The 21,980-nt window shown below is 72.6% G+C and carries 19 protein-coding genes; 18 read left to right on the top strand and 1 reads right to left on the bottom strand.

The window, feature by feature from the left end; all coding sequences use genetic code 11:
• Window positions 1–311: 311 nt before the first annotated feature.
• The 18 genes from ACFYZR_RS17770 (at window position 312) to ACFYZR_RS17685 (ending at window position 21,076) form a co-directional block, all read left to right on the top strand.
• On the top strand, window positions 312–2,378 hold the full coding sequence (locus ACFYZR_RS17770; RefSeq protein WP_391911152.1) for a DUF5941 domain-containing protein: 2,067 nt from the start codon (window positions 312–314) through the stop codon (window positions 2,376–2,378).
• Window positions 2,375–3,127: a sugar phosphate nucleotidyltransferase gene (locus ACFYZR_RS17765; protein WP_391911150.1), complete on the top strand. Its 753-nt coding sequence runs from the start codon at window positions 2,375–2,377 to the stop codon at window positions 3,125–3,127. The genes ACFYZR_RS17770 and ACFYZR_RS17765 overlap by 4 nt, the downstream gene beginning before the upstream one ends.
• A complete protein-coding gene (locus tag ACFYZR_RS17760; protein ID WP_391911148.1) occupies window positions 3,115–4,176 on the top strand; it encodes an iron-containing alcohol dehydrogenase family protein in 1,062 nt (353 codons plus the stop codon). Before ACFYZR_RS17765 ends, ACFYZR_RS17760 begins: the two co-directional genes overlap by 13 nt.
• Complete coding sequence (locus tag ACFYZR_RS17755; RefSeq protein WP_229349238.1) at window positions 4,154–4,933, top strand: CDP-alcohol phosphatidyltransferase family protein; 780 nt, start codon at window positions 4,154–4,156, stop codon at window positions 4,931–4,933. Before ACFYZR_RS17760 ends, ACFYZR_RS17755 begins: the two co-directional genes overlap by 23 nt.
• Entirely contained in the window at window positions 4,930–5,826 is an 897-nt protein-coding gene (locus ACFYZR_RS17750; protein ID WP_391911146.1) for a glycosyltransferase family 2 protein, read from the top strand. Before ACFYZR_RS17755 ends, ACFYZR_RS17750 begins: the two co-directional genes overlap by 4 nt.
• A 91-nt stretch (window positions 5,827–5,917) precedes the next feature.
• Entirely contained in the window at window positions 5,918–6,853 is a 936-nt protein-coding gene (locus ACFYZR_RS17745; RefSeq protein WP_391911144.1) for an ABC transporter permease, read from the top strand.
• Window positions 6,846–7,634, top strand: a complete 789-nt coding sequence (locus ACFYZR_RS17740) for an ABC transporter ATP-binding protein (RefSeq protein ID WP_391911142.1) — start codon at window positions 6,846–6,848, stop codon at window positions 7,632–7,634. Before ACFYZR_RS17745 ends, ACFYZR_RS17740 begins: the two co-directional genes overlap by 8 nt.
• Before the next feature lie 405 nt (window positions 7,635–8,039).
• Window positions 8,040–8,939: a squalene synthase HpnC gene (gene hpnC, locus ACFYZR_RS17735; RefSeq protein ID WP_391911140.1), complete on the top strand. Its 900-nt coding sequence runs from the start codon at window positions 8,040–8,042 to the stop codon at window positions 8,937–8,939.
• Between the two features lie 8 nt (window positions 8,940–8,947).
• Window positions 8,948–9,886 (top strand): presqualene diphosphate synthase HpnD, encoded by a 939-nt coding sequence (gene hpnD, locus ACFYZR_RS17730; protein ID WP_391911138.1) that lies wholly within the window; start codon window positions 8,948–8,950, stop codon window positions 9,884–9,886.
• A complete protein-coding gene (locus tag ACFYZR_RS17725; RefSeq protein ID WP_391911136.1) occupies window positions 9,886–10,035 on the top strand; it encodes a hypothetical protein in 150 nt (49 codons plus the stop codon). Before hpnD ends, ACFYZR_RS17725 begins: the two co-directional genes overlap by 1 nt.
• On the top strand, window positions 10,032–11,492 hold the full coding sequence (gene hpnE, locus ACFYZR_RS17720) for a hydroxysqualene dehydroxylase HpnE (protein ID WP_391911134.1): 1,461 nt from the start codon (window positions 10,032–10,034) through the stop codon (window positions 11,490–11,492). The genes ACFYZR_RS17725 and hpnE overlap by 4 nt, the downstream gene beginning before the upstream one ends.
• Window positions 11,493–11,566: 74 nt before the next feature.
• A complete protein-coding gene (locus tag ACFYZR_RS17715; protein ID WP_391911341.1) occupies window positions 11,567–12,631 on the top strand; it encodes a polyprenyl synthetase family protein in 1,065 nt (354 codons plus the stop codon).
• Window positions 12,632–12,766: 135 nt separating this feature from the next.
• Window positions 12,767–14,785: a squalene--hopene cyclase gene (shc, locus tag ACFYZR_RS17710; RefSeq protein WP_391911132.1), complete on the top strand. Its 2,019-nt coding sequence runs from the start codon at window positions 12,767–12,769 to the stop codon at window positions 14,783–14,785.
• A complete protein-coding gene (locus ACFYZR_RS17705; RefSeq protein WP_391911130.1) occupies window positions 14,785–15,447 on the top strand; it encodes a 1-hydroxy-2-methyl-2-butenyl 4-diphosphate reductase in 663 nt (220 codons plus the stop codon). Before shc ends, ACFYZR_RS17705 begins: the two co-directional genes overlap by 1 nt.
• A 5-nt stretch (window positions 15,448–15,452) precedes the next feature.
• Window positions 15,453–16,475 (top strand): adenosyl-hopene transferase HpnH, encoded by a 1,023-nt coding sequence (gene hpnH / locus ACFYZR_RS17700; protein WP_391911128.1) that lies wholly within the window; start codon window positions 15,453–15,455, stop codon window positions 16,473–16,475.
• Window positions 16,476–16,480: 5 nt separating this feature from the next.
• Window positions 16,481–17,647: a flavodoxin-dependent (E)-4-hydroxy-3-methylbut-2-enyl-diphosphate synthase gene (ispG, locus tag ACFYZR_RS17695; RefSeq protein WP_391911126.1), complete on the top strand. Its 1,167-nt coding sequence runs from the start codon at window positions 16,481–16,483 to the stop codon at window positions 17,645–17,647.
• A 109-nt stretch (window positions 17,648–17,756) separates the two neighbouring features.
• Window positions 17,757–19,685, top strand: coding sequence for a 1-deoxy-D-xylulose-5-phosphate synthase (gene dxs, locus ACFYZR_RS17690; protein ID WP_391911123.1), 1,929 nt, complete (start codon window positions 17,757–17,759; stop codon window positions 19,683–19,685).
• Window positions 19,682–21,076 (top strand): aspartate aminotransferase family protein, encoded by a 1,395-nt coding sequence (locus ACFYZR_RS17685; RefSeq protein WP_391911121.1) that lies wholly within the window; start codon window positions 19,682–19,684, stop codon window positions 21,074–21,076. Before dxs ends, ACFYZR_RS17685 begins: the two co-directional genes overlap by 4 nt.
• An 18-nt stretch (window positions 21,077–21,094) precedes the next feature.
• Here the strand turns inward: ACFYZR_RS17685 and ACFYZR_RS17680 are convergent, their stop codons facing one another.
• A complete protein-coding gene (locus ACFYZR_RS17680) occupies window positions 21,095–21,886 on the bottom strand; it encodes a tyrosine-protein phosphatase (RefSeq protein ID WP_391911119.1) in 792 nt (263 codons plus the stop codon).
• Between the last annotated feature and the right edge of the window lie 94 nt (window positions 21,887–21,980).

Here is a 21,980-nt window from a genome sequence, read left to right as displayed (position 1 = left end):
GTGGGAACCGCCCGGGCATCCCGGACGTCCTGACAGTGGCCGGTTCCCGGGCGGCCGCCCGGGCCGGGAACGCCCGGGTGCACGTGCGGTGAACTCGGCCTTCCGGTGATCCGATAGCCTCTGCCGTCGTGCCGTGCGCCGCCCCGCAGACCCGGGCCCGGCGCGGCACGCCAGCCGCCCGCCGCGTCCCGCGGCCGCACGGCGGCCACGCCAGCCGCAAGGAGTGAGTTCGTCTGTCGACCGCCATCCTCATCGGTCCGCCGCCCGCCGGCTCCTCGCTGGAGGACGACCTGCGGGCGCTCGGCTTCGACGTGCGCACCGCGACCGGTGCCGCCGGCGCGGCCGGGGAGCTCGCCGCGGTCCCGGCCGCCGAGCGGGTCGCCGTCGTCGACCCCCGCTTCACGGGACACGTCCACGCCCTGCGCCTGGCCCTGACCGACCCCCGCTTCCCGGCGGGCGCCGTGACCGGCGCCCTGACGGTCCAGGCCGAGGCGCGCGGCCCGCTGACGCGGGCGCTGGCCGCCGCGTCGGGCGCGAGCCCGGCTGCTCGGGCCGCCGGCACCGACGCCGGCCGCCCGGCTGCCGAGTCCGCCGGGCCCGTGCCCGACGTGGCGGCCGCCCGGCGGGAGCCCTCGCGTCCGGCCGCGCCGGGCGAGACCGGTGTCGAGCCGCCCGCCGAGACCGGCCCGGCGGCAGGCGCCGCGCCCGGAGCCCAAGGCACGGGTCCCGCACCGGCCGGCGGTCGCCCGGCGGCCGGGGGCGGCGCGGAGCCCGCCGGGGCCGCTGCCGACGCGGTGGCCGCCCGGCCGGAGGCCTCGCGCCCGGCCGCCCCGGCCGCAGGCCGTCCGGCGGGCGAGCCCGCCGCCGGGAGCGCGGGCCGGCCGTCCGGCGGCGGCAGCCTCCCCGACGAGCTCGCCGCCCGGCTCGAAGCCGAAGGCGTCCCCGTGCACCGCCCCGAGCTGGGCGTGCTCGTCGCCGAGCTGCCCGAGGGCGCGGACGCCCGCGCGAAGGCGCTGGCGGAGGTCGACGCCGTCGACGACGAGGCCGTACGGCTGCGCGCCGCCGTGAAGTCCCGCGACGGCTTCTTCACCACCTTCTGCGTCAGCCCGTACTCCCGGTACATCGCCCGCTGGTGCGCCCGTCGCGGCCTCACCCCCAATCAGGTGACGACCGCCTCCCTGCTGACCGCGCTGATCGCGGCCGGCTGCGCGGCCACCGGCACCCGGCCCGGGTTCGTCGCGGCGGGTGTGCTGCTGATCGCCTCGTTCGTCCTGGACTGCACCGACGGCCAGCTCGCCCGCTACTCGCTCCAGTACTCGACGCTCGGCGCCTGGCTCGACGCGACCTTCGACCGGGCCAAGGAGTACGCCTACTACGCGGGCCTGGCCCTCGGCGCCGCCCGTGGCGGCGACGACGTCTGGGCCCTCGCCCTCGGCGCCATGGTCCTCCAGACCTGCCGGCACGTCGTCGACTTCGCCTTCAACGAGGCCAACCACGACGCCACCGCCAACACCAGCCCCACCGCCGCCCTCTCCGGCAGGCTCGACAGCGTCGGCTGGACCGTCTGGGCCCGGCGCATGATCATCCTGCCCATCGGTGAGCGCTGGGCGCTGATAGCGCTGCTCACGGCGCTCACCACACCCCGTGTGGTCTTCGTCGTGCTGCTGATCGGCTGCGCCTTCGCCGCCTGCTACACCACCGCCGGCCGGGTGCTGCGCTCGCTCACCCGCAAGGCGAAGCGCACCGACCGCGCCGCCGGGGCGCTCGCGGACCTCGCCGACTCCGGCCCCGAGGCCGAGGCCGTGAGCCGCGCCCTCGGCCGGCGGCTGCCCGGCGGCTCGTACAGCGCGCCCTACTGGGCGCTGCTCGCCGCCGTCGCCCTGTTCGTCTGGCCGCTGGCCACCGGGAACCTGGGCACTTGGCAGGGCCTGCCGCCCGCCGTGGTGTACGCGCTGCTCGCGGGCGTCGCCGTGGCCCACGCCCTCAAGGGCCCGCTCGACTGGCTGCTGCCGCCCCTCTTCCGCGCGACCGAGTACGGGATCGTCCTGCTGCTCGCCGCCCGCTCGGACGCGCCCGGCGCCCTGCCTGCGGCATTCGGGCTGGTCGCCGCGGTCGCCTACCATCACTACGACACGGTGTACCGCATCCGCGGCGGCACCGGCGCGCCCCCGCACTGGCTCGTCAGGGTCATCGGCGGGCACGAGGGACGTGTGCTGGCGGTCACCGCCGCCGCCTCCCTGTGGCACGGCCGAGGCTTCACCATCGCGCTGACGGTCCTGGCGGCCGCCATCGCGCTCGTGGTGCTCAGCGAGAGCATCCGGTTCTGGGTGTCCTCCGGGGCGCCCGCAGTCCACGACGAAACAGGAGAACCCGCATGATCGGCCTCGTGCTGGCCGCCGGCGCCGGACGGCGTCTGCGCCCCTACACCGACACGCTGCCCAAGGCTCTGGTGCCGGTGGGTCCCGAAGGTGCGGAGGACTCCCTGACGGTCCTCGACCTGACCCTCGGCAACTTCGCCGAGGTCGGCCTGACCGAGGTCGCGATCGTCGTCGGCTACCGCAAGGAGGCCGTGTACGCGCGCAAGGAGGCCCTGGAGGCCAAGTACGGCCTCACCCTCACCCTGATCGACAACGACAAGGCCGAGGAGTGGAACAACGCCTACTCCCTGTGGTGCGCCCGTGACGTGCTCGGCCGCGGTGTGATCCTCGCCAACGGCGACACCGTCCACCCCGTCTCCGTCGAGAAGACCCTGCTCGCCGCGCGCGGCGACGGCAAGCGGATCATCCTCGCCCTCGACACGGTGAAGAATCTCGCCGACGAGGAGATGAAGGTCGTCGTCGACCCCGACAAGGGCGTCCAGAAGATCACCAAGCTGATGGAGCCCGGCGACGCCACCGGCGAGTACATCGGCGTCACCCTGATCGAGGCCGAGGCCGCCGCCGAGCTGGCCGACGCCCTGAAGGCCACCTTCGAGCGCGACCCCGACCTGTACTACGAGGACGGCTACCAGGAGCTCGTCCACCGCGGCTTCAAGATCGACACGGCCCCCATCGGCGAAGTGAAGTGGGTCGAGATCGACAACCACGACGACCTCGCCAAGGGCCGGGAGATCGCGTGCCAGTACTGACGAGGCTCATCCCCTCGCCGGTCGTCGTCGACATCCGCGCCGGAGCGCTGAACAACCTGGCCGGACTCCTCCACGACCAGCGGATCTCCAGCTCCGGCAAGCTGGCCATCGCCATCAGCGGCGGCTCCGGGGCGCAGCTGCGCGAGCGGCTCGCCCCGGCGCTGCCGGGCGCCTCCTGGTACGAGGTGGGCGGCGGCACCCTCGACGACGCCGTCCGGCTCGGCGACCGCATGAAGAAGGGGCGCTACGACGCGGTCGTGGGCCTCGGCGGCGGCAAGATCATCGACTGCGCCAAATACGCGGCCGCCCGCATAGGGCTTCCGCTGGTCGCCGTGGCCACGAACCTCTCGCACGACGGGCTCTGCTCGCCGGTCGCCACGCTCGACAACGACGCGGGCCGCGGCTCCTACGGGGTGCCCAACCCGATCGCCGTCGTCATCGACCTGGACATCATCCGCGAGGCCCCGTCCCGCTACGTCCGCTCCGGGATCGGCGACGCGATCTCCAACATCTCCGCCGTCGCCGACTGGGAGCTCGCCCACCGCGAGCGCGGCGAGAGCATCGACGGACTGGCCGCGGCCATGGCCCGGCAGGCCGGCGAGGCCGTGCTGCGCCACCCCGGCGGCGTCGGCGACGACGCCTTCCTCCAGGTGCTGGCCGAGGGCCTGGTGCTCACCGGCATCTCGATGTCCGTCGCGGGCGACAGCCGGCCGGCCTCCGGCGCCTGCCACGAGATCAACCACGCCTTCGACCTCCTCTTCCCCAGGCGCGCCGCCAGCCACGGCGAGCAGTGCGGCCTCGGGGCAGCCTTCGCGATGCACCTGCGCGGTGCCCACCAGGAATCCGCGCTCATGGTCGAGGTGCTGCGCCGCCACGGTCTGCCCGTCCTGCCGGGCGACATCGGCTTCACCGACGACGAGTTCGTCTCGGTCGTCGCGTACGCGCCGCAGACCCGCCCCGGGAGGTACACCATCCTGGAGCACCTCGACCTCTCCACCGATCAGATCAGGGACGCGTACGCCGACTATGCACAAACCATCAGTCGCTGAACTCCGCCCGGTCGTCCACCCCGCGGGTGTGAAGGACCGGCGCAGTGGCGAGCACTGGATGGGCCGCCTGTACATGCGGGAGATCTCGCTGCGGGTCGACCGCCATCTGGTGAACACCAGGGTCACGCCCAACCAGCTCACCTACCTGATGACCGTGGCGGGCGTCCTCGCGCTCCCGGCCCTGCTGGTGCCGGGGATCTGGGGCGCCGTCCTCGGTGTGGTCATGGTCCAGCTCTATCTGCTGCTGGACTGCGTCGACGGCGAGATCGCCCGCTGGAAGAAGCAGTACTCGAACTCCGGGGTGTACCTGGACCGGGTCGGCGCCTATCTGTGCGACGCCGCGGTCCTGACCGGTCTGGGCCTGCGCGCCGCCGACCTGTGGGGGAGCGGCCGGATCGACTGGCTGTGGGCCTTCCTGGGCACGCTCGCCGCGCTCGGCGCCGTCCTGATCAAGGCCGAGACCGACCTCGTCGGCGTCGCCCGCCATCAGGCCGGGCTGCCGCCGGTCAAGGAGTCCGCGGCCGAGCCGCGCTCCTCCAAGGTGGCGCTGGCCCGCAAGGCCGCCGCGGCCCTGAAGTTCCACCGGCTGATCCTCGGCATCGAGGCGTCCCTGCTGATCCTGGTCCTCGCGATCGCGGACGCGGCCCACGGCGACCTGTTCTTCACCCGCCTCGGCACCGCCGTCCTCGCGGGCATCGCGCTGCTGCAGACGGTGCTCCACCTGGTGTCCATCCTGGCCTCGAGCAGGCTGAAATGAGCGATACGAGCATGAAGGTCGGCGCGGTCGTCCTGACCATGGGCAACCGCCCCGACGAGCTGCGCGCCCTGCTGGAGTCCGTGGCCAAGCAGACCGGCGACCCCATCGAGGTCGTCGTCGTCGGCAACGGCTCCCCGCTGCCCGAGCTGTCCGTGCCCGGCCTGGCCGTGCGCACCGTCGAGCTGCCGGAGAACGTGGGCATCCCGGCCGGCCGCAACGTCGGCATCGAGGCCTTCGGCCCCGCCGGCCGGGACGTCGACATCCTGCTCTTCCTCGACGACGACGGGCACCTGCCGAACCAGGACACGGCCCAGCTGTGCCGGGAGGCGTTCGCCGCCGACCCGAAGCTGGGCATCATCAGCTTCCGGATCGCCGACCCGGACACCGGTGTCACCCAGCGCCGTCACGTGCCCCGGCTGCGGGCGTCCGACCCGATGCGCTCCTCGCGCGTGACCACCTTCCTGGGCGGCGCCAACGCGGCGCGCACCCGGGTCTTCGCCGAGGTCGGCGGGCTGCCGGACGAGTTCTTCTACGCCCACGAGGAGACGGACCTGGCCTGGCGGGCCCTGGACGCGGGCTGGATGATCGACTACCGGTCGGACATGGTGCTCCACCACCCGACGACCGCCCCGAGCCGCCATGCCGTTTATCACAGGATGGTGGCCCGCAACCGGGTCTGGCTGGCCCGCCGCAATCTGCCCGCGCCGCTGGTCCCCGTCTACGTCGGGGTCTGGCTGCTGCTGACCCTGGCCCGGCGGCCCTCCCTGCCCGCGCTGCGCGCGTGGCTGGGCGGTTTCCGGGAGGGGTGGACGACCCCTTGCGGACCACGGCGTCCGATGAAGTGGCGTACCGTGTGGCGCCTGACCCGACTGGGTCGTCCCCCCGTGATCTGACAAGCTCGTATCCGAGAGTCGTGTCGAAGAGCATCGGGCGCGCACCGGGGCCAGGCCCCGGGAGCGCGCCTTGAGGACGAAAGTGTCAACTGTGAGCGAGACAACGCACGACAGTGCGGTCGCCCTGACTGTGCCGTCGTCACCCGACGACGGACTGCCCGCCGCCGAGCTGGCCCGTAAGTACGGCCTCGCGGTGAGCGGCGCCCGGCCGTCCCTGGCCGAGTACGCGCGGCAGCTGTGGGAGCGGCGCCACTTCATCGTCGCCTTCTCCCGGGCGAAGCTGACCGCTCAGTACAGCCAGGCCAAGCTGGGCCAGGTCTGGCAGGTGGCCACGCCGCTGCTGAACGCCGTCGTGTACTACTTCATCTTCGGCGTGATGATGGACCAGAAGCGCAGCCTGCCGGTGAACACCTACATCCCGTTCCTGGTGACGGGTGTGTTCGTCTTCACGTTCACCCAGAGCTCGGCGATGGCGGGCGTCCGGGCGATCGCGGGCAATCTGGGCCTGGTGCGGGCCCTGCACTTCCCCCGGGCGGCCCTGCCGATCTCCTTCGCGCTCCAGCAGCTCCAGCAGCTGCTGTACTCGATGGTCGTGCTGGCCCTCGTCCTGGTCGCCTGCGGGCACATGCCGTCGATGGCCTGGCTGATGATCGTCCCGGTGCTGGCGCTGCAGTTCCTCTTCAACACCGGACTGGCGCTGATCCTGGCCCGCGCGGGCAGCAAGACCCCCGACCTGGCCCAGCTGCTGCCGTTCCTGCTGCGCACCTGGATGTACGCCTCGGGCGTGATGTACAGCCTGGTCGACAACCTCAAGCGGACCCACGCGTCCCAGTGGGTGATCGATCTGCTGGGGGCCAACCCGGCGGCCGTCTACATCGACCTGATGCGCTACGCGCTGATCGACGACTACGGGGCGAAGCACCTGCCGCCGCACGTGTGGCTGCTGGCGATCGGCTGGGCCGTGGTGATCGGAGTCGGCGGCTTCGTCTACTTCTGGAAGTCCGAGGAGAAGTACGGCCGTGGCTGAGCAGATCATTCCCAAGGGTTCCGAGCGCGTCCCCACCGTGATCGCGGACGACGTCCACATCGTCTACCGCGTCTACGGCGGCAACACCGGCCGGGGCAGTGCCACGGCCGCCCTGAACCGGATCGTCCGCCGGCAGCCGAGCGCCGGGGTGCGGGAGGTGCACGCCGTCAAGGGTGTGAGCTTCACCGCCTACCGGGGTCAGGCCATCGGCCTGATCGGCTCCAACGGCTCCGGCAAGTCGACCCTGCTCAAGGCGATCGCCGGGCTGCTGCCCACCGAGCGCGGCAAGGTCTACACCGACGGCCAGCCCTCGCTGCTGGGCGTCAACGCCGCCCTGATGAACGACCTCACCGGCGAGAAGAACGTGATGCTCGGCGGGCTGGCCATGGGGATGTCCCGGGAGCAGATCCGCGAGCGCTATCAGGACATCGTCGACTTCTCGGGGATCAACGAGAAGGGCGACTTCATCACCCTGCCGATGCGCACGTACTCGTCCGGCATGGCGGCCCGGCTGCGGTTCTCCATCGCCGCGGCCAAGGACCACGACGTGCTGATGATCGACGAGGCGCTGGCCACGGGCGACCGGGCCTTCCAGAAACGCTCCGAGGAGCGCATCCGCGAGCTCCGCAAGGAGGCCGGCACGGTCTTCCTGGTCAGCCACAACAACAAGTCCATCCGGGACACCTGCGACCGGGTGCTGTGGCTGGAGCGCGGGGAACTGCTGATGGACGGGCCGACGGACGAGGTCGTCCGGGCCTATGAGAAGGAGACGGCCCGCTGACGCGGACGTGACGTCCAAGGTCCCCGCCGGCGCGCTCGCGGCGGGGGCCTTGACCGTTCCGTAACGATCAACTGGCTTATTGTCAGGGCCGATTGGGCGCTCGCGTGGCATTGTATGGATCAAGCACATACCCCGGCGAGCGTCGGACACCTGTGCGGCGTACGCTGTAGCCTGCTCTTTTGCGGCTGTTTCGGGGCGGTGCGTGGCGATACACGCTTCACGGCCCCGCCGCCGGAGCCGCGAGGGAGCGGCCCGGAAGGAGGCCAGGGGCACGGCCCGCCCTGCGGCGTGTCCGAAATAGGATGTTCTGGGTCGGCAGTGTAGAACGGGAGATGTGACGGCAATGGTTACGGGAACTCTCCAGATCAGAGACGCGTACGCCGTCCCCGGTCCGGGCAGCCCGCGATGACCGCGGGGACGGACGCGCACGCGCGCGCCGTGCTCGACAAGGCCGCGCACGAGAACTTCCCCGTGGCGCCCTTCTTCGTGCCACGCGCCTGGCGTGCCGATCTCATGGCGGTCTACGGCTACGCCCGCCTCGTCGACGACATCGGCGACGGCGATCTGGCCCCCGGCGGCCGCGACGCCGAGCTGCTCGGCCTGGACCGCGAGCAGACCGACGACCGGCTCGCCATGCTCGACGCCTTCGAGGCCGACCTCCGTCGCGTCTTCGACACCACCGGCACGGGCCCCCGCCACCCGCTGCTGCTCCGCCTGCGTCCGACCGTCCGCCGGTGCGGTCTGACCCCCGAGCCCTTCCTGGGGCTGATCGAGGCGAACCGCCAGGACCAGCGGGTGCGCCGCTACGGGAGCTACGCCGACCTGCTCGCCTACTGCGAGCTGTCCGCGAACCCCGTCGGCCGCCTCGTCCTGGGCATCACCGGCACCACCAGCCCCGAGCGGGTCCGCCGCTCGGACGCGGTCTGCACCGCCCTGCAGATCGTCGAACACCTACAGGACGTCGCCGAGGACCTCCGGCGCGACCGCGTCTACCTGCCCGCCGAGGACATGGCGCGCTTCCGCGTCACGGAGGCCGACCTCGCCCTCCCGACCGCTGGCGCGTCGGTGCGCGCCCTGGTCGCGTACGAGGCGGAACGCGCCCGGCGCCTGCTGAATGAAGGCACCCCCCTGGTGGGTAGCGTCCACGGCAGGCTGAAGCTGTTGCTCGCGGGATTCGTGGGCGGAGGGAGGGCCGCACTCGCCGCGGTCACCGCCGCGGGGCACGACGTTCTCCCCGGACCGCCCAAGCCCACCAAGCTCAGCCTGCTGCGCGAGGTGGGGGCGACACTGCGAAGAGAGGGGTGAGCCGGAACGTGAATGCAACGCCACAAGCGTCGCCGCCGGTACTCGCCGCGTACAGCTACTGCGAAGCCGTCACCGGACAGCAGGCCGGCAATTTCAGCTACGGGATCAGGCTGCTGCCCACCGCCAAACGGCGGGCCATGTCGGCGCTGTACGCCTTCTCCCGGCGCATAGACGACATCGGTGACGGGCCCCTGGACCCCGAGTCCAAGCGGCTCCGGCTGGAGGACGCCCGTACCACGCTCGACCGGATCCGGGCGGGCGACGTCGAGGAGGACGACACCGACCCGGTGGCCGTCGCGCTCGCCCATGCCGTGCGCCGGTTCCCCATCCCTCTCGGCGGCCTCGACGAGCTCATCGACGGCGTCCAGATGGACGTCCGCGGCGAGACCTATGAGACCTGGGACGACCTCGCCCACTACTGCCGCTGTGTCGCCGGCGCCATCGGACGGCTCTCCCTGGGCATCTTCGGCACCGTGCCCGGCGCACGGGACGCCGCGCGCGCCCCGGAGTACGCCGACACGCTGGGCCTGGCGCTCCAGCTCACCAACATCCTCCGCGACGTCCGCGAGGACGCGGCCAACGGCCGCACCTACCTGCCCTCCGACGACCTCGCCAAGTTCGGCTGCTCGGCCGGATTCCACTCCGCCCTGCCCCCGGCCGGCTCGGACTTCACCGGCCTGGTCCACTACGAGGTCCGGCGCGCCCGCGCGCTGTTCGCCGAGGGCATGAAGCTGCTGCCCATGCTCGACCGGCGCAGCGGCGCCTGTGTCGCGGCCATGTCCGGCATCTACCGCAGGCTGCTGGAACGCATCGCCGAGGAGCCCACGGCGGTGCTGCGCGGCCGCGTCTCGCTGCCGGGCCACGAGAAGGCCCTCGTCGCCGTGCGCGGACTCTCCGGCTACGACGCGCGCAGCGTCCACCGGCAGACCGCCAGGGGGCGCGTTTGATGACCCCCGCCCGCACCACGACGAGCAGCGCCATGACGACCCGCACCGGCCGTACGCCCGGCGAGGCGATCCACCGCACCGGCAACCGGTGCGCAACCCTCCGCCCGGCGGACGCGTCCCTGACAGCAGCCGAGGGGATGGGCGCATGACAGAACGAACGACAACCCGGCCCGACCGGCTCCGCACGGACCAAGCAGGCCGCCCCGACGGGGCGGCCGCGGTAGTGATCGGGGGCGGACTCGCGGGCGTCACGGCGGCCCTCGAACTCGCCGCCGCCGGGCTCCGCGTCACCCTGCTGGAGGGCCGCCCCCGCCTCGGCGGGCTCGCCTTCTCCTTCCGCCGCGGCGAGCTGACCGTCGACAACGGCCAGCACGTCTACCTGCGCTGCTGCACCGCCTACCGGTGGTTCCTCGACCGGATCGGCGCCGCCCACCTGGCCCCCGTCCAGGACCGGCTCGACGTGCCCGTCCTGGACGTCGGCCACCCCTCGGGCCGGGCCCGCCTCGGCCGGCTGCGCCGCGCCGGCCTGCCCGTACCCCTCCATCTGGCCGCCAGCCTCGCCACCTATCCCCACCTCTCGCTCGCCGAGCGGGCCGCGGTCGGGCGGGCCGCGCTGGCGCTGCGCGGCCTGGACCTCGACGACCCCGCGCTGGACGGCGTGGACTTCGGCACCTGGCTGCGCCGCCGCGGCCAGTCGCCCCGGACGGTCGAGGCCCTGTGGGACCTGGTGGGCGTGGCCACCCTCAACGCCACCGCCGACCACTCCTCGCTGGCCCTGGCCGCCATGGTCTTCAAGACCGGCCTGCTCTCCGAGCCCGGCGCCGCCGACATCGGCTGGGCCCGGGTGCCGCTGGGCGAGCTCCACGACTCCATGGCCCGCGCCGCGCTGGACGCCGCCGGCGTCCGGGTCGCGCTGCGCACCCGCGCCACCCGGATCGCCCGCCGCCCCGACGGCGGCTGGCACGTCGACACCGAGGCCGGGCCGGGCGCGGGCGAGCGGCTGGAGGCCGGCACCGTCGTCCTCGCCGTGCCCCAGCGCGAGACCCACGCGCTGCTGCCCGAGGGCGCCCTTGACGACCCCGACCGGCTGCTCGGCATCGACACCGCGCCCATCCTCAACCTCCACGTCGTCTACGACCGCAAGGTCCTGCGGCAGCCCTTCTTCACAGCGCTCGGCAGCCCGGTGCAGTGGGTCTTCGACCGCACCGACTCCTCCGGGCTGGCCGACCGTGACAAGGCCGCGCAGTACCTGGCCGTGTCCCAGTCCGCCGCGCAGGACGACATCGACCGGCCGGTCGCCGAGCTGCGCGAGCGTTACCTCCCCGAGCTGGCCCGGCTGCTGCCGGCCGCCCGGACGGCGCGGGTGAAGGACTTCTTCGTCACCCGCGAGCGGACGGCGACGTTCGCCCCCACCCCGGGCGTCGGCCGGCTCCGGCCCGACGCCCCCACGAACGCGCCCGGCCTCTACCTGGCCGGTGCGTGGACCGCCACCGGCTGGCCCGCGACCATGGAGAGCGCGGTGCGCAGCGGCCTCGTCGCCGCCGGCGCGGCCCTCTCCGAGCTCGGCCTGCCCCACCACAGCCCCCTGCGGGAGGCGGCGGTATGAACCAGCGAGCCCTCAAGGCGCGCGTGCCCGCGAGCGGGACGCGCATGAGCACGACCACCACCAGAGGAGAGACCGTGACATCGGCGATCCCAGCTGTCGACACCGCGGGCGTGCGCGCCCTGCTGGAGCGCGGACGGACGCTTGCCACGCCGGTGCTGCGTGCCGCCGTGGACAGGCTCGCTGCACCCATGGACACCGTCGCCGCCTACCACTTCGGCTGGATCGACATCGACGGCAAGCCCGCCCACGGCGACCCGGGCAAGGCCGTGCGGCCCGCCCTCGCCCTGCTGTCGGCCGAGGCCGCCGGCGCCCCCGCCGAGACCGGTATCCCCGGCGCGGTGGCCGTCGAGCTCGTGCACAACTTCTCGTTGCTGCACGACGACCTGATGGACGGCGACGAGCAGCGCCGCCACCGCGACACCGTCTGGAAGGCCTACGGGCCCGCCCAGGCCATCCTCGTCGGCGACGCCCTCTTCGCGCTCGCCAACGAGATCCTGCTGGAGCTCGGCACCGTCGAGGCCGGCCGGGCCACCCGCCGGCTCACCACCGCCACCCGCAAGCTCATCGACGGCCAGGCCCAGGACATCTCCTACGAGCACCGCGAGCGCGTCACCGTCGCGGAGTGCCTGGAGATGGAGGGCAACAAGACCGGCGCGCTGCTGGCGTGCGCGGTCTCCATCGGCGCGGTCCTCGGCGGCGCCGACGACCGCACGGCCGACACCCTGGAGGCCTACGGCTACCACCTCGGCCTCGCCTTCCAGGCCGTCGACGACCTGCTGGGCATCTGGGGCGACCCGGAGACCACCGGCAAGCAGACCTGGAGCGACCTGCGGCAGCGCAAGAAGTCCCTCCCCGTGGTCGCCGCCCTCGCGGCCGGCGGCCCCGCCTCCGAGCGGCTCGCCGGCATCCTCGCCGCCGACGCGGGGCTCACCGACGCCCAGCTCGCCGACTTCGACGAGGAGGAGTTCGCCTCCCGCGCGGCGCTGATCGAGGAGGCGGGCGGCCGCGAGTGGACCGAGCAGGAGGCCCGCCGCCAGCACGCCACCGCCGTCGAGGCCCTCGACGGCGTCGACATGCCCGCGGAAGTCCGGGCGCAGCTCGTCGCGCTCGCCGACTTCGTCGTCGTACGGAAGAGTTGATCACGACAGACACGAACCAGTCCCGCGGTCGCCGGCCGGTGCCTTGTGTGTGCGGCACCGGCTGACGGAACCCCCCGAAGTACGGCAGTCACAGCAGTACGGCAGAGATAGGAACTCACTGCATTAGGGGAAACCATGACAGCGACGACCGACGGCACCGGGGAGCGACCGCTCCCCGAGGCCGAGGCCGGCCACAGCACCACCGCTCCGGCGCCCGCCACGGCGTCCCCCGGAGCGCCGAAGACGCGTGAAGCCGCGGCGCGGGCCGTCACCCTCGCCACGGACCACCTGCTGGCCCGCCAGGACGCGGCGGGCTGGTGGAAGGGCGACCTGGAGACCAACGTCACCATGGACGCCGAGGACCTGCTGCTGCGCCGGTTCCTGGGCGTCGACGACGCGCGGACCACGGCCGCCGCCGCCCGCTTCATCCGCTCGCGCCAGCGCCCCGACGGCACCTGGGCCACCTTCCACGGCGGGCCCGCCGAGCTCTCCGCCACCGTCGAGGCCTACACCGCCCTCCGCCTCGCCGGGGACGCCCCCGAAGCGCCGCACATGGCCGCCGCCTCCGCCTGGGTCCGCGAACAGGGCGGCATCGCCGCCACCCGCGTCTTCACCCGGATCTGGCTGGCCCTCTTCGGCTGGTGGCGCTGGGAGGACCTGCCCGAGCTCCCACCCGAGATCATGTACCTGCCGAAGCAGGTGCCCCTCAACCTCTACGACTTCGGTCAGTGGGCCCGGCAGACCATCGTCCCCCTGACGATCGTCTCCGCCCTGCGGCCCGTCCGGCCCGCGCCGTTCCCCCTCGACGAGCTCCACACCGACCCCCGCCGGCCGAACCCGCCGCGCCCCCTCGCCCCCGTCACGAGCTGGGACGGCCTCTTCCAGCGCCTGGACAAGGTCCTCCACGTCTACCACCGGCTGCCCGTCGCCCCGCTGCGCCGGGCCGCGCTGCGCTCGGCGGCCCGCTGGATCGTCGAGCGCCAGGAGAACGACGGCTGCTGGGGCGGCATCCAGCCCCCCGCCGTCTACAACATCATCGCCCTCCACCTGCTGGGCTACGACCTCCGCCACCCGGTGCTGCGCGCCGGGCTGGAGTCGCTGGACCGTTTCGCCGTCTGGCACGAGGACGCGGACGGCGCCCCCGTCCGGATGATCGAGGCCTGCCAGTCCCCGGTCTGGGACACCTGCCTGGCCACCACCGCCCTCGCCGACGCGGGCCTGAGCCCCGACCACCCGGCGCTGGTCAAGGCCGCCGACTGGATGCTGGACGAGCAGATCCTGCGCCCCGGCGACTGGACCGTGAAGCGGCCGCACCTGGCTCCGGGCGGCTGGGCCTTCGAGTTCGAGAACGACGCCTACCCCGACATCGACGACACCGCCGAGGTCGTGCTCGCCCTCAAGAGGGTCCGCCACCCCGACCCCGAGCGCCTGGAGAAGGCGGTCCGGCGGGCCGCCAACTGGGCGGTGGGCATGCGGTCGAGAAACGGCGCCTGGGGCGCCTTCGACGCCGACAACACCAGCCCGTTCCCCAACCGGCTGCCGTTCTGCGACTTCGGCGAGGTGATCGACCCGCCGTCCGCCGATGTCACCGCCCATGTCGTGGAGATGCTGGCGGTCCTCGGCAAGCAGCACGACCCGCGCGCCCGCCGGGGCGTCGAATGGCTGCTGGGCGAACAGGAGGAGTGCGGCGCCTGGTTCGGCCGCTGGGGCGTCAACTACGTCTACGGCACCGGGTCCGTGGTGCCCGCCCTGGTGGCCTCCGGCATCCCCGTCTCCCACCCGGCGGTCCGCCGGGCCGTCGCCTGGCTGGGCGAGGTGCAGAACCCGGACGGCGGCTGGGGCGAGGACCTCCGTTCCTACCGGGACCCCGACTGGATCGGCCGGGGCGCCTCCACCGCCTCCCAGACCGCCTGGGCGCTGATGGCGCTGCTGGCGGCGGGGGAGCGGGACGGCGAGGCCGTGGAGCGCGGGGTGACCTGGCTGACGGACACCCAGCGGGAGGACGGCTCCTGGGACGAGCCCCACTTCACCGGCACGGGCTTCCCCTGGGACTTCTCCATCAACTACCACCTGTACCGCCAGGTGTTCCCCCTCACCGCCCTCGGCCGCTACCTCCACGGCGAGCCCTTCGCCGAGACGCCACTGGAGGGCTGATGTCCACCGGCACGGGTACCCCCGCCCCCGCACCGCTGCTGATCGCCTGTGCGCTCGGCATCGAGCGCCTCGCCCTGCGCGGCGGCCTCGGCGGCGCGGCCGGACCCGTGACCGTCCTGCGCACCGGCATGGGCCCGCAGGCCGCGGAACGTGCCGTGACCCGGGCCCTGGCCGGCGGCGGCGCCCCGCCGGGGCCCGGGACCGAGACCGCGGTGATCGCCACCGGCTTCTGCGCCGGGCTGGCGCCGGGGATGCACCCCGGCGATCTGGTGGTCGCCGACGAGACCCGCGACCCCGCGGGCCGTACGGAGTGCGCCGGTGTCGAGCTGCTGGCCAAGGAGCTCGCCCGGGTGGCGCCCCGGCGCGTCATCCACACCGGGCCGCTGGTCGGCTCCGACCATGTGGTCCGCGGCGCCGAGCGGGGCGCGCTGCACGCCGCCGGGGCGCTGGCGGTGGACATGGAGTCCGCGGCCACGCTCCGAAGCGCCGTGCGGGCCGGTGCCCGCCCCGTTGCGGCCGTAAGAGTGGTCGTGGACGCTCCCGAACATGAACTTGTGCGAATCGGGACCTTGCGGGGTGGAATATCGGCTTTCCGCGTGCTCCGCACCGTCCTGCCGGCCTTTTTCGAATGGCACCGTTCTTTGCTGCTCCCCAGGAGGTGAGCCAGATGGCCATGCCGCTTCGCCAGACCATCCGGGTCGGGACCTATCTATTCGAACAGAAGCTCCGCCGGCGTGAGAAGTTCCCGCTGATCGTCGAGCTGGAGCCGCTCTACGCCTGCAACCTCAAGTGCGAGGGCTGCGGGAAGATCCAGCATCCGGCAGGGGTGCTCAAACAGCGGATGCCCGTGGCCCAGGCGGTCGGCGCGGTGCTGGAGTCGGGGGCGCCGATGGTGTCCATCGCCGGTGGCGAGCCCTTGATGCACCCGCAGATCGACGAGATCGTGCGTCAGTTGGTGGCCAGGCGGAAGTACGTCTTCCTGTGCACCAACGCCCTGCTGATGCGGAAGAAGATGGAGAAGTTCACCCCGTCGCCGTACTTCGCCTTCGCCGTGCACATCGACGGACTGCGCGAGCGCCACGACGAGTCCGTGGCCAAGGAGGGAGTGTTCGACGAGGCGGTGGAGGCGATCAAGGAGGCCAAGCGGCGGGGCTTCCGGGTCACCACCAACTCCACCTTCTTCAACACCGACACCCCCCAGACCATCATCGAGGTGCTCAACTTCCTCAATGACGAGCTGCGGGTCGACGAGATGATGATCTCGCCGGCCTACGCCTATGAGAAGGCCCCCGACCAGGACCACTTCCTGGGCGTCGAGCAGACCCGGGAGCTGTTCAGGAAGGCGTTCGCCGGGGGCAACCGCTCCCGCTGGCGGCTCAACCACAGCCCCCTCTTCCTCGACTTCCTGGAGGGGAAGGTCGACTTCCCCTGCACCGCGTGGGCCATCCCCAACTACTCGCTCTTCGGCTGGCAGCGCCCCTGCTATCTGATGGCCGACGGGTACGTGCCCACCTACCGGGAGCTGATCGAGGAGACCGACTGGGACAAGTACGGCCGCGGCAAGGACCCCCGGTGCGACAACTGCATGGCGCACTGCGGCTACGAGCCCACCGCCGTCCTCGCCACCATGGGCTCGCTCAAGGAGTCGCTGCGCGCGGCCCGCGAGAGCGTCGCCGGAAACCGGGGCTGACCGCGATGGCCACCACGGAACCGGTCTCCCTCGGCCTGCCCGTGCCACCCGCCCGGCCCCTGGCGGCACGCCGTCCCGCACGGCGCATCCAGGTCGGCCGGGTGCCGGTGGGCGGGGACGCCCCGGTGTCGGTGCAGTCGATGACGACGACGGTCACGGCCGACGTCGGCGCCACACTGCAGCAGATCGCCGAGCTGACGGCGGCGGGCTGCCAGATCGTCCGCGTCGCCTGCCCCTCGCAGGACGACGCGGACGCGCTGCCCGTCATCGCCAGGAAGTCGCAGATCCCGGTGATCGCCGACATCCACTTCCAGCCGAAGTACGTCTTCGCCGCCATCGACGCCGGATGCGCGGCGGTGCGCGTCAACCCCGGGAACATCCGGCAGTTCGACGACAAGGTCAAGGAGATCGCCAGGGCGGCGGCCGCGGCGGGCACCCCGATCCGCATCGGCGTCAACGCCGGGTCCCTGGACAAGCGGCTGCTGGGCAAATACGGCAAGGCCACCCCGGAGGCCCTGGTGGAGTCGGCGCTGTGGGAGGCGTCGCTCTTCGAGGAGCACGGCTTCCGCGACATCAAGATCTCCGTGAAGCACAACGATCCGGTCGTCATGATCAACGCCTATCGCCGGCTGGCCGCCCAGTGCGACTACCCGCTGCACCTGGGCGTCACCGAGGCCGGCCCGGCGTTCCAGGGCACCGTCAAGTCCGCCGTCGCCTTCGGCGCCCTGCTGTCGGAGGGCATCGGGGACACCATCCGGGTGTCCCTCTCCGCCCCGCCCGCGGAGGAGGTGAAGGTCGGCATCCAGATCCTTGAGTCCCTGGGCCTCCGCCAGCGCCGGCTGGAGATCGTCTCCTGTCCGTCCTGCGGACGGGCGCAGGTCGACGTCTACAAGCTGGCCGACGAGGTCACAGCCGGCCTGGACGGCATGGAGGTGCCGCTGCGCGTGGCGGTGATGGGCTGTGTCGTCAACGGGCCCGGCGAGGCCCGCGAGGCCGACCTGGGGGTGGCGTCCGGCAACGGCAAGGGCCAGATCTTCGTCAAGGGCGAGGTCATCAAGACCGTCCCCGAGTCGAAGATCGTGGAGACCCTCATCGACGAGGCCATGAAGCTCGCCGAACGGATGGAGAAGGACGGCACCCCCTCGGGGGCGCCGGCCGTCACCGTGCTCTGAAGAAAACTGGCTGAAGAAGTCCGGCCGAAGAATCCGGCCGAAGAAATCCGGCGGAGTCCGATCAACGCGCCCGGCACCACCGGGCCGACGACAGGAGGAGGGGGCCGGCGTGTCGTTGCTGGAGAACATCCGCGGTCCGCGCGACCTGAAGGAACTCGACGGCGAGGAGCTCACCGACCTCGCCGAGGAGATCCGCCATTTCCTGGTCCACGCCGTGGCCAGGACCGGCGGCCACCTGGGGCCGAACCTCGGCGTGGTCGAGCTGACCATCGCCCTGCACCGGTCCTTCGACTCGCCCTCGGACCGCATCCTGTGGGACACCGGGCACCAGTCCTACGTCCACAAGCTGCTCACCGGCCGCCAGGACTTCTCCAAACTGCGCGGCAAGGGGGGCCTGTCCGGCTACCCCTCGCGCGAGGAGTCCGAGCACGACGTCATCGAGAACAGCCACGCCTCGACCGTCCTGGGCTGGGCCGACGGCCTCGCCAAGGCCAACCAGATCCTCGGCCGCTGGAACAACCACGTCGTCGCCGTCATCGGCGACGGCGCCCTCACCGGCGGCATGGCCTGGGAGGCCCTCAACAACATCGCGGCCGCCAAGGACCGCCCGCTGATCATCGTCGTCAACGACAACGAACGCTCCTACGCCCCCACCATCGGCGGCCTCGCCGACCACCTGGCCACCCTGCGCACCACCGACGGCTACGAACGCGCGCTGTCCTGGGGCAAGAACGCCGTCCAGAGCGTGCCCCTGCTCGGCAAGCCGCTGTACGAGTCGCTCCACGGGGCGAAGAAGGGCTTCAAGGACGCCTTCGCCCCCCAGGGCATGTTCGAGGACCTGGGCCTGAAGTACCTCGGCCCGATAGACGGCCACGACATCGCGGCCGTCGAGTCGGCGCTGCGCCGGGCCAAGCGCTTCCACGGGCCCGTCCTCGTGCACTGCCGCACCGAGAAGGGGCGCGGCTACCGGCCCGCCCTGGAGGACGAGGCGGACCGCTTCCACACGGTCGGCGCGATGAACCCGCTGACCTGCGAGCCCCTCGCCCCGTCGGCCGGCACGTCATGGACGTCGGTCTTCGGCGACGAGATGGTCAGGATCGGCGCCGAGCGGCCCGACGTCGTCGCGATCACGGCGGCGATGCTCCACCCCGTGGGCCTGGGCAAGTTCGCGGCGGCCTACCCGGACCGGGTCTGGGACGTGGGCATCGCCGAGCAGCACGGCGCGGTGTCGGCGGCCGGGCTCGCCACGGGCGGCCTCCACCCGGTCCTCGCCGTCTACGCCACGTTCCTCAACCGCGCCTTCGACCAGGTGCTGATGGACGTCGCCCTGCACAAGTGCGGCGTGACGTTCGTCCTGGACCGGGCCGGCGTCACCGGCACCGACGGGCCGTCCCACAACGGCATGTGGGACATGTCGATCCTCCAGGTCGTCCCCGGCCTGCGGATCGCCGCCCCGCGCGACGCCGACCAGCTGAGGGCCCAGCTGCGCGAGGCCGTCGCCGTCGCCGACGCCCCCACCGTCGTCCGCTTCCCGAAGGAGAACGTGGGCGAGGCCCTCCCGGCCGTCGGCAGGATCGGCGGCATGGACGTCCTCGCCCGGCCGGCGGACACCGACGGGACCGATGCCGATGTACTGCTGGTCGCGGTCGGCGCCATGGCCCGGGTGGCGCTGGACGCGGCCGACCTGCTGGGCGCCCGGGGCACGAGCTGCACCGTCGTCGACCCGCGCTGGGTCAAACCCGTCGACGAGGCGCTGCCGGCGCTCGCCGCCCGCCACCGCATGGTCGCCGTTGTCGAGGACAACAGCCGCACCGGAGGCGTCGGCTGGGCCGTGGCCCAGGCGCTCCGCGACGCCGAGGTCGACCTGCCCGTACGGACCTTCGGCATCCCCGAACAGTTCCTGGCCCACGCCAAGCGCTCGGAGGTGCTGGCGGACGTGGGGCTCACCCCCGCCGAGATCGCCGGGCGGATCAGCGCCGCCCTGGTGAGGAACGAGGAGCGGAACAAGGACGAGGAGAAGGAGAAGAGCACGGCATGACCGGCGACGGCACCGAGAGATTCGACCTGGCCCGGCTGCTGGCCGAGCGCGGCGGCGAACGGTACGAACTCCACACCCGGTACCTCAACCACCAGCTGCCGCGCATGCTGCGCACCATCGGCTTCGACAAGGTGTACGAGCGGGCGGAGGGCGCGTACTTCTGGGACGCCGAGGGGCACGACTACCTCGACATGCTCGCCGGCTTCGGGGTGATGGGCCTGGGCCGGCACCATCCCGTGGTCCGCAAGGCGCTCCACGACGTGCTGGACGCCTCGCTCGCCGACCTCACCCGCTTCGACTGCCCGCCGCTGCCCGGCCTGCTCGCCGAGCGGCTGCTGTCGTACACCCCGCACCTGGACCGGGTGTTCTTCGGCAACAGCGGCACCGAGGCGGTGGAGACCGCCCTGAAGTTCGCCCGGTACGCCACGGGCAGACCGCGCGTGCTGTACTGCGCCCACGCCTTCCACGGCCTGACGGTGGGCTCCCTGTCCGTCAACGGCGAGGACGGCTTCCGGGACGGCTTCGCGCCCCTGCTCCCGGACACCCCGGTCCCGCTCGGCGACCTGGACGCCCTGGAACGGGAGCTGCGGCGCGGCGACGTGGCGGGCCTGATCGTCGAGCCCGTCCAGGGCAAGGGCGTCCACGAGGCCCCGCCCGGCTTCCTGCTCGCCGCGCAGGAGCTCCTCCACCGGCACAAGGCCCTCCTCATCGCGGACGAGGTGCAGACCGGCATCGGGCGGACGGGCGAGTTCTTCGCCCACCAGCACGAGCCGGGCGTGGAGCCGGATCTGGTCTGCGTGGCCAAGGCGCTCTCCGGCGGCTACGTCCCCGTGGGCGCCACGCTCGGCAAGGACTGGATCTTCAAGAAGGTCTACTCGTCCATGGACCGGGTGCTCGTCCACTCGGCCAGCTTCGGCTCCAACGCGCAGGCCATGGCCGCCGGGCTGGCGGTGCTGGCCGTGCTGGAGGACGAGGGGATCGTCGCCAACGCCCGCACCACGGGCGAGCTGCTGCGCTCCCGGCTGGCCGCGCTGGTCGGCGAGTACGAGCTGCTGCACGACGTGCGCGGCCGGGGCCTGATGATCGGCATCGAGTTCGGCCGGCCCAAGTCACTGGGCCTGCGCGGCCGCTGGACGATGCTCCAGGCGGCCCGCAAGGGCCTCTTCGCCCAGATGGTCGTGGTGCCGCTGTTCCAGAAGCACCGCATCCTCACCCAGGTCTCGGGGGACCAGCTGGAGGTGATCAAACTGATCCCCCCGCTGATCATCGGCGAACCCGAGGTGGACCGCTTCGTGGAAGCGTTCACGGCGGTGATGGACGAAGCCCACAACGGCAGCGCTTTGATGTGGGACTTCGGCCGTAACCTGGTGAAACAGGCTGTCGCAAGGTGACGGTGTGCCCACCGGCGGTCAGCCGAGCAACCGCTCCTGAAGCACGGACCGCCCCGCGGCGGTGAGCCCGAGCCCCTCGGACAGATACCGGTCCGTGGACCCCCACACCTCACCGATCGCGGCGAACGCCGCCCGGAGATACGAGGCCCGCGCCTCGAAGAGAGGCGAGAGCAGCTCCGAAACCTCCGGAGAAACCTCCGCGTCGCGCCGCACCCGGTACCGCCGGTGCGGCGCGTTGGACTCCAGGTAATCGGCCTCGATGGCTTCGGCCGGCACCCCGAGCGCCAGCAGCGTCACCGCCACGGACAGCCCCGCCCGGTCCTTGCCGGCGGCACAGTGCATCAGTGCGGGCACGTCGCCCTCGGCGAGGGCGCGTACGACCCGCCCGTGCTCGGCCGTCCGCGTGGTGACGATCGTGCGGTACGAGGCGGCCATCCGGTCCGCCGCGCGGCCCTCGCCCAGCACGGACCGCAGAGTGGCCAGGTCGCCGTCGCGCACCATCCGCCAGAACTCGCTGCCGTCGGCCGGGTCGCTCAGCGGGAGGTTGACGTTCCGTACCCCGGGCAGGGTCACGTCAGGGCCTTCCAGCGCGATGTCCGCGGCATTGCGGAAGTCGAATATCGTGTCGAGGCCCAGCGAGGCGAGGAACGCCGCGTCCGCCTCGGTGGCGTGGGCCAGGTGCCCGCTGCGGAACAGGACGCCGGGCCGGACGCGCCGTCCGTCGGCGGCCGGCAGTCCCCCCAGGTCGCGGAAGTTGCGGACCCCCACCAGCTCGGGCTCGGCCTGCGGGGCGGGCGGCGTCTGTGTCACGTGCGCTCCTCGGGGGGTGTTCCTGCTCGTCGGCTCGTCGGCGCCGATCGTATTCCGGGTCGGGCGACATTGCCGGGGTGGGATACATCACGGC

Source organism: Streptomyces sp. NPDC001678 (genome assembly GCF_042892945.1).
GTDB lineage: Bacteria > Actinomycetota > Actinomycetes > Streptomycetales > Streptomycetaceae > Streptomyces.
Note: the sequence above shows the minus strand (reverse complement) of the source record. Positions and strands in the feature narration are given on the sequence as shown.

Coding starts and splice junctions, on each gene's coding strand:
- ACFYZR_RS17765 (WP_391911150.1), top strand. CDS start 2,375: ATGATCGGCCTCGTGCTGGCCGCCGGCGCCGGACGGCGTCTGCGCCCC.
- ACFYZR_RS17755 (WP_229349238.1), top strand. CDS start 4,154: ATGCACAAACCATCAGTCGCTGAACTCCGCCCGGTCGTCCACCCCGCG.
- ACFYZR_RS17750 (WP_391911146.1), top strand. CDS start 4,930: ATGAGCGATACGAGCATGAAGGTCGGCGCGGTCGTCCTGACCATGGGC.
- hpnC (WP_391911140.1), top strand. CDS start 8,040: ATGACCGCGGGGACGGACGCGCACGCGCGCGCCGTGCTCGACAAGGCC.
- ACFYZR_RS17725 (WP_391911136.1), top strand. CDS start 9,886: ATGACCCCCGCCCGCACCACGACGAGCAGCGCCATGACGACCCGCACC.
- hpnE (WP_391911134.1), top strand. CDS start 10,032: ATGACAGAACGAACGACAACCCGGCCCGACCGGCTCCGCACGGACCAA.
- shc (WP_391911132.1), top strand. CDS start 12,767: ATGACAGCGACGACCGACGGCACCGGGGAGCGACCGCTCCCCGAGGCC.
- ACFYZR_RS17705 (WP_391911130.1), top strand. CDS start 14,785: ATGTCCACCGGCACGGGTACCCCCGCCCCCGCACCGCTGCTGATCGCC.
- hpnH (WP_391911128.1), top strand. CDS start 15,453: ATGGCCATGCCGCTTCGCCAGACCATCCGGGTCGGGACCTATCTATTC.
- ispG (WP_391911126.1), top strand. CDS start 16,481: ATGGCCACCACGGAACCGGTCTCCCTCGGCCTGCCCGTGCCACCCGCC.
- ACFYZR_RS17685 (WP_391911121.1), top strand. CDS start 19,682: ATGACCGGCGACGGCACCGAGAGATTCGACCTGGCCCGGCTGCTGGCC.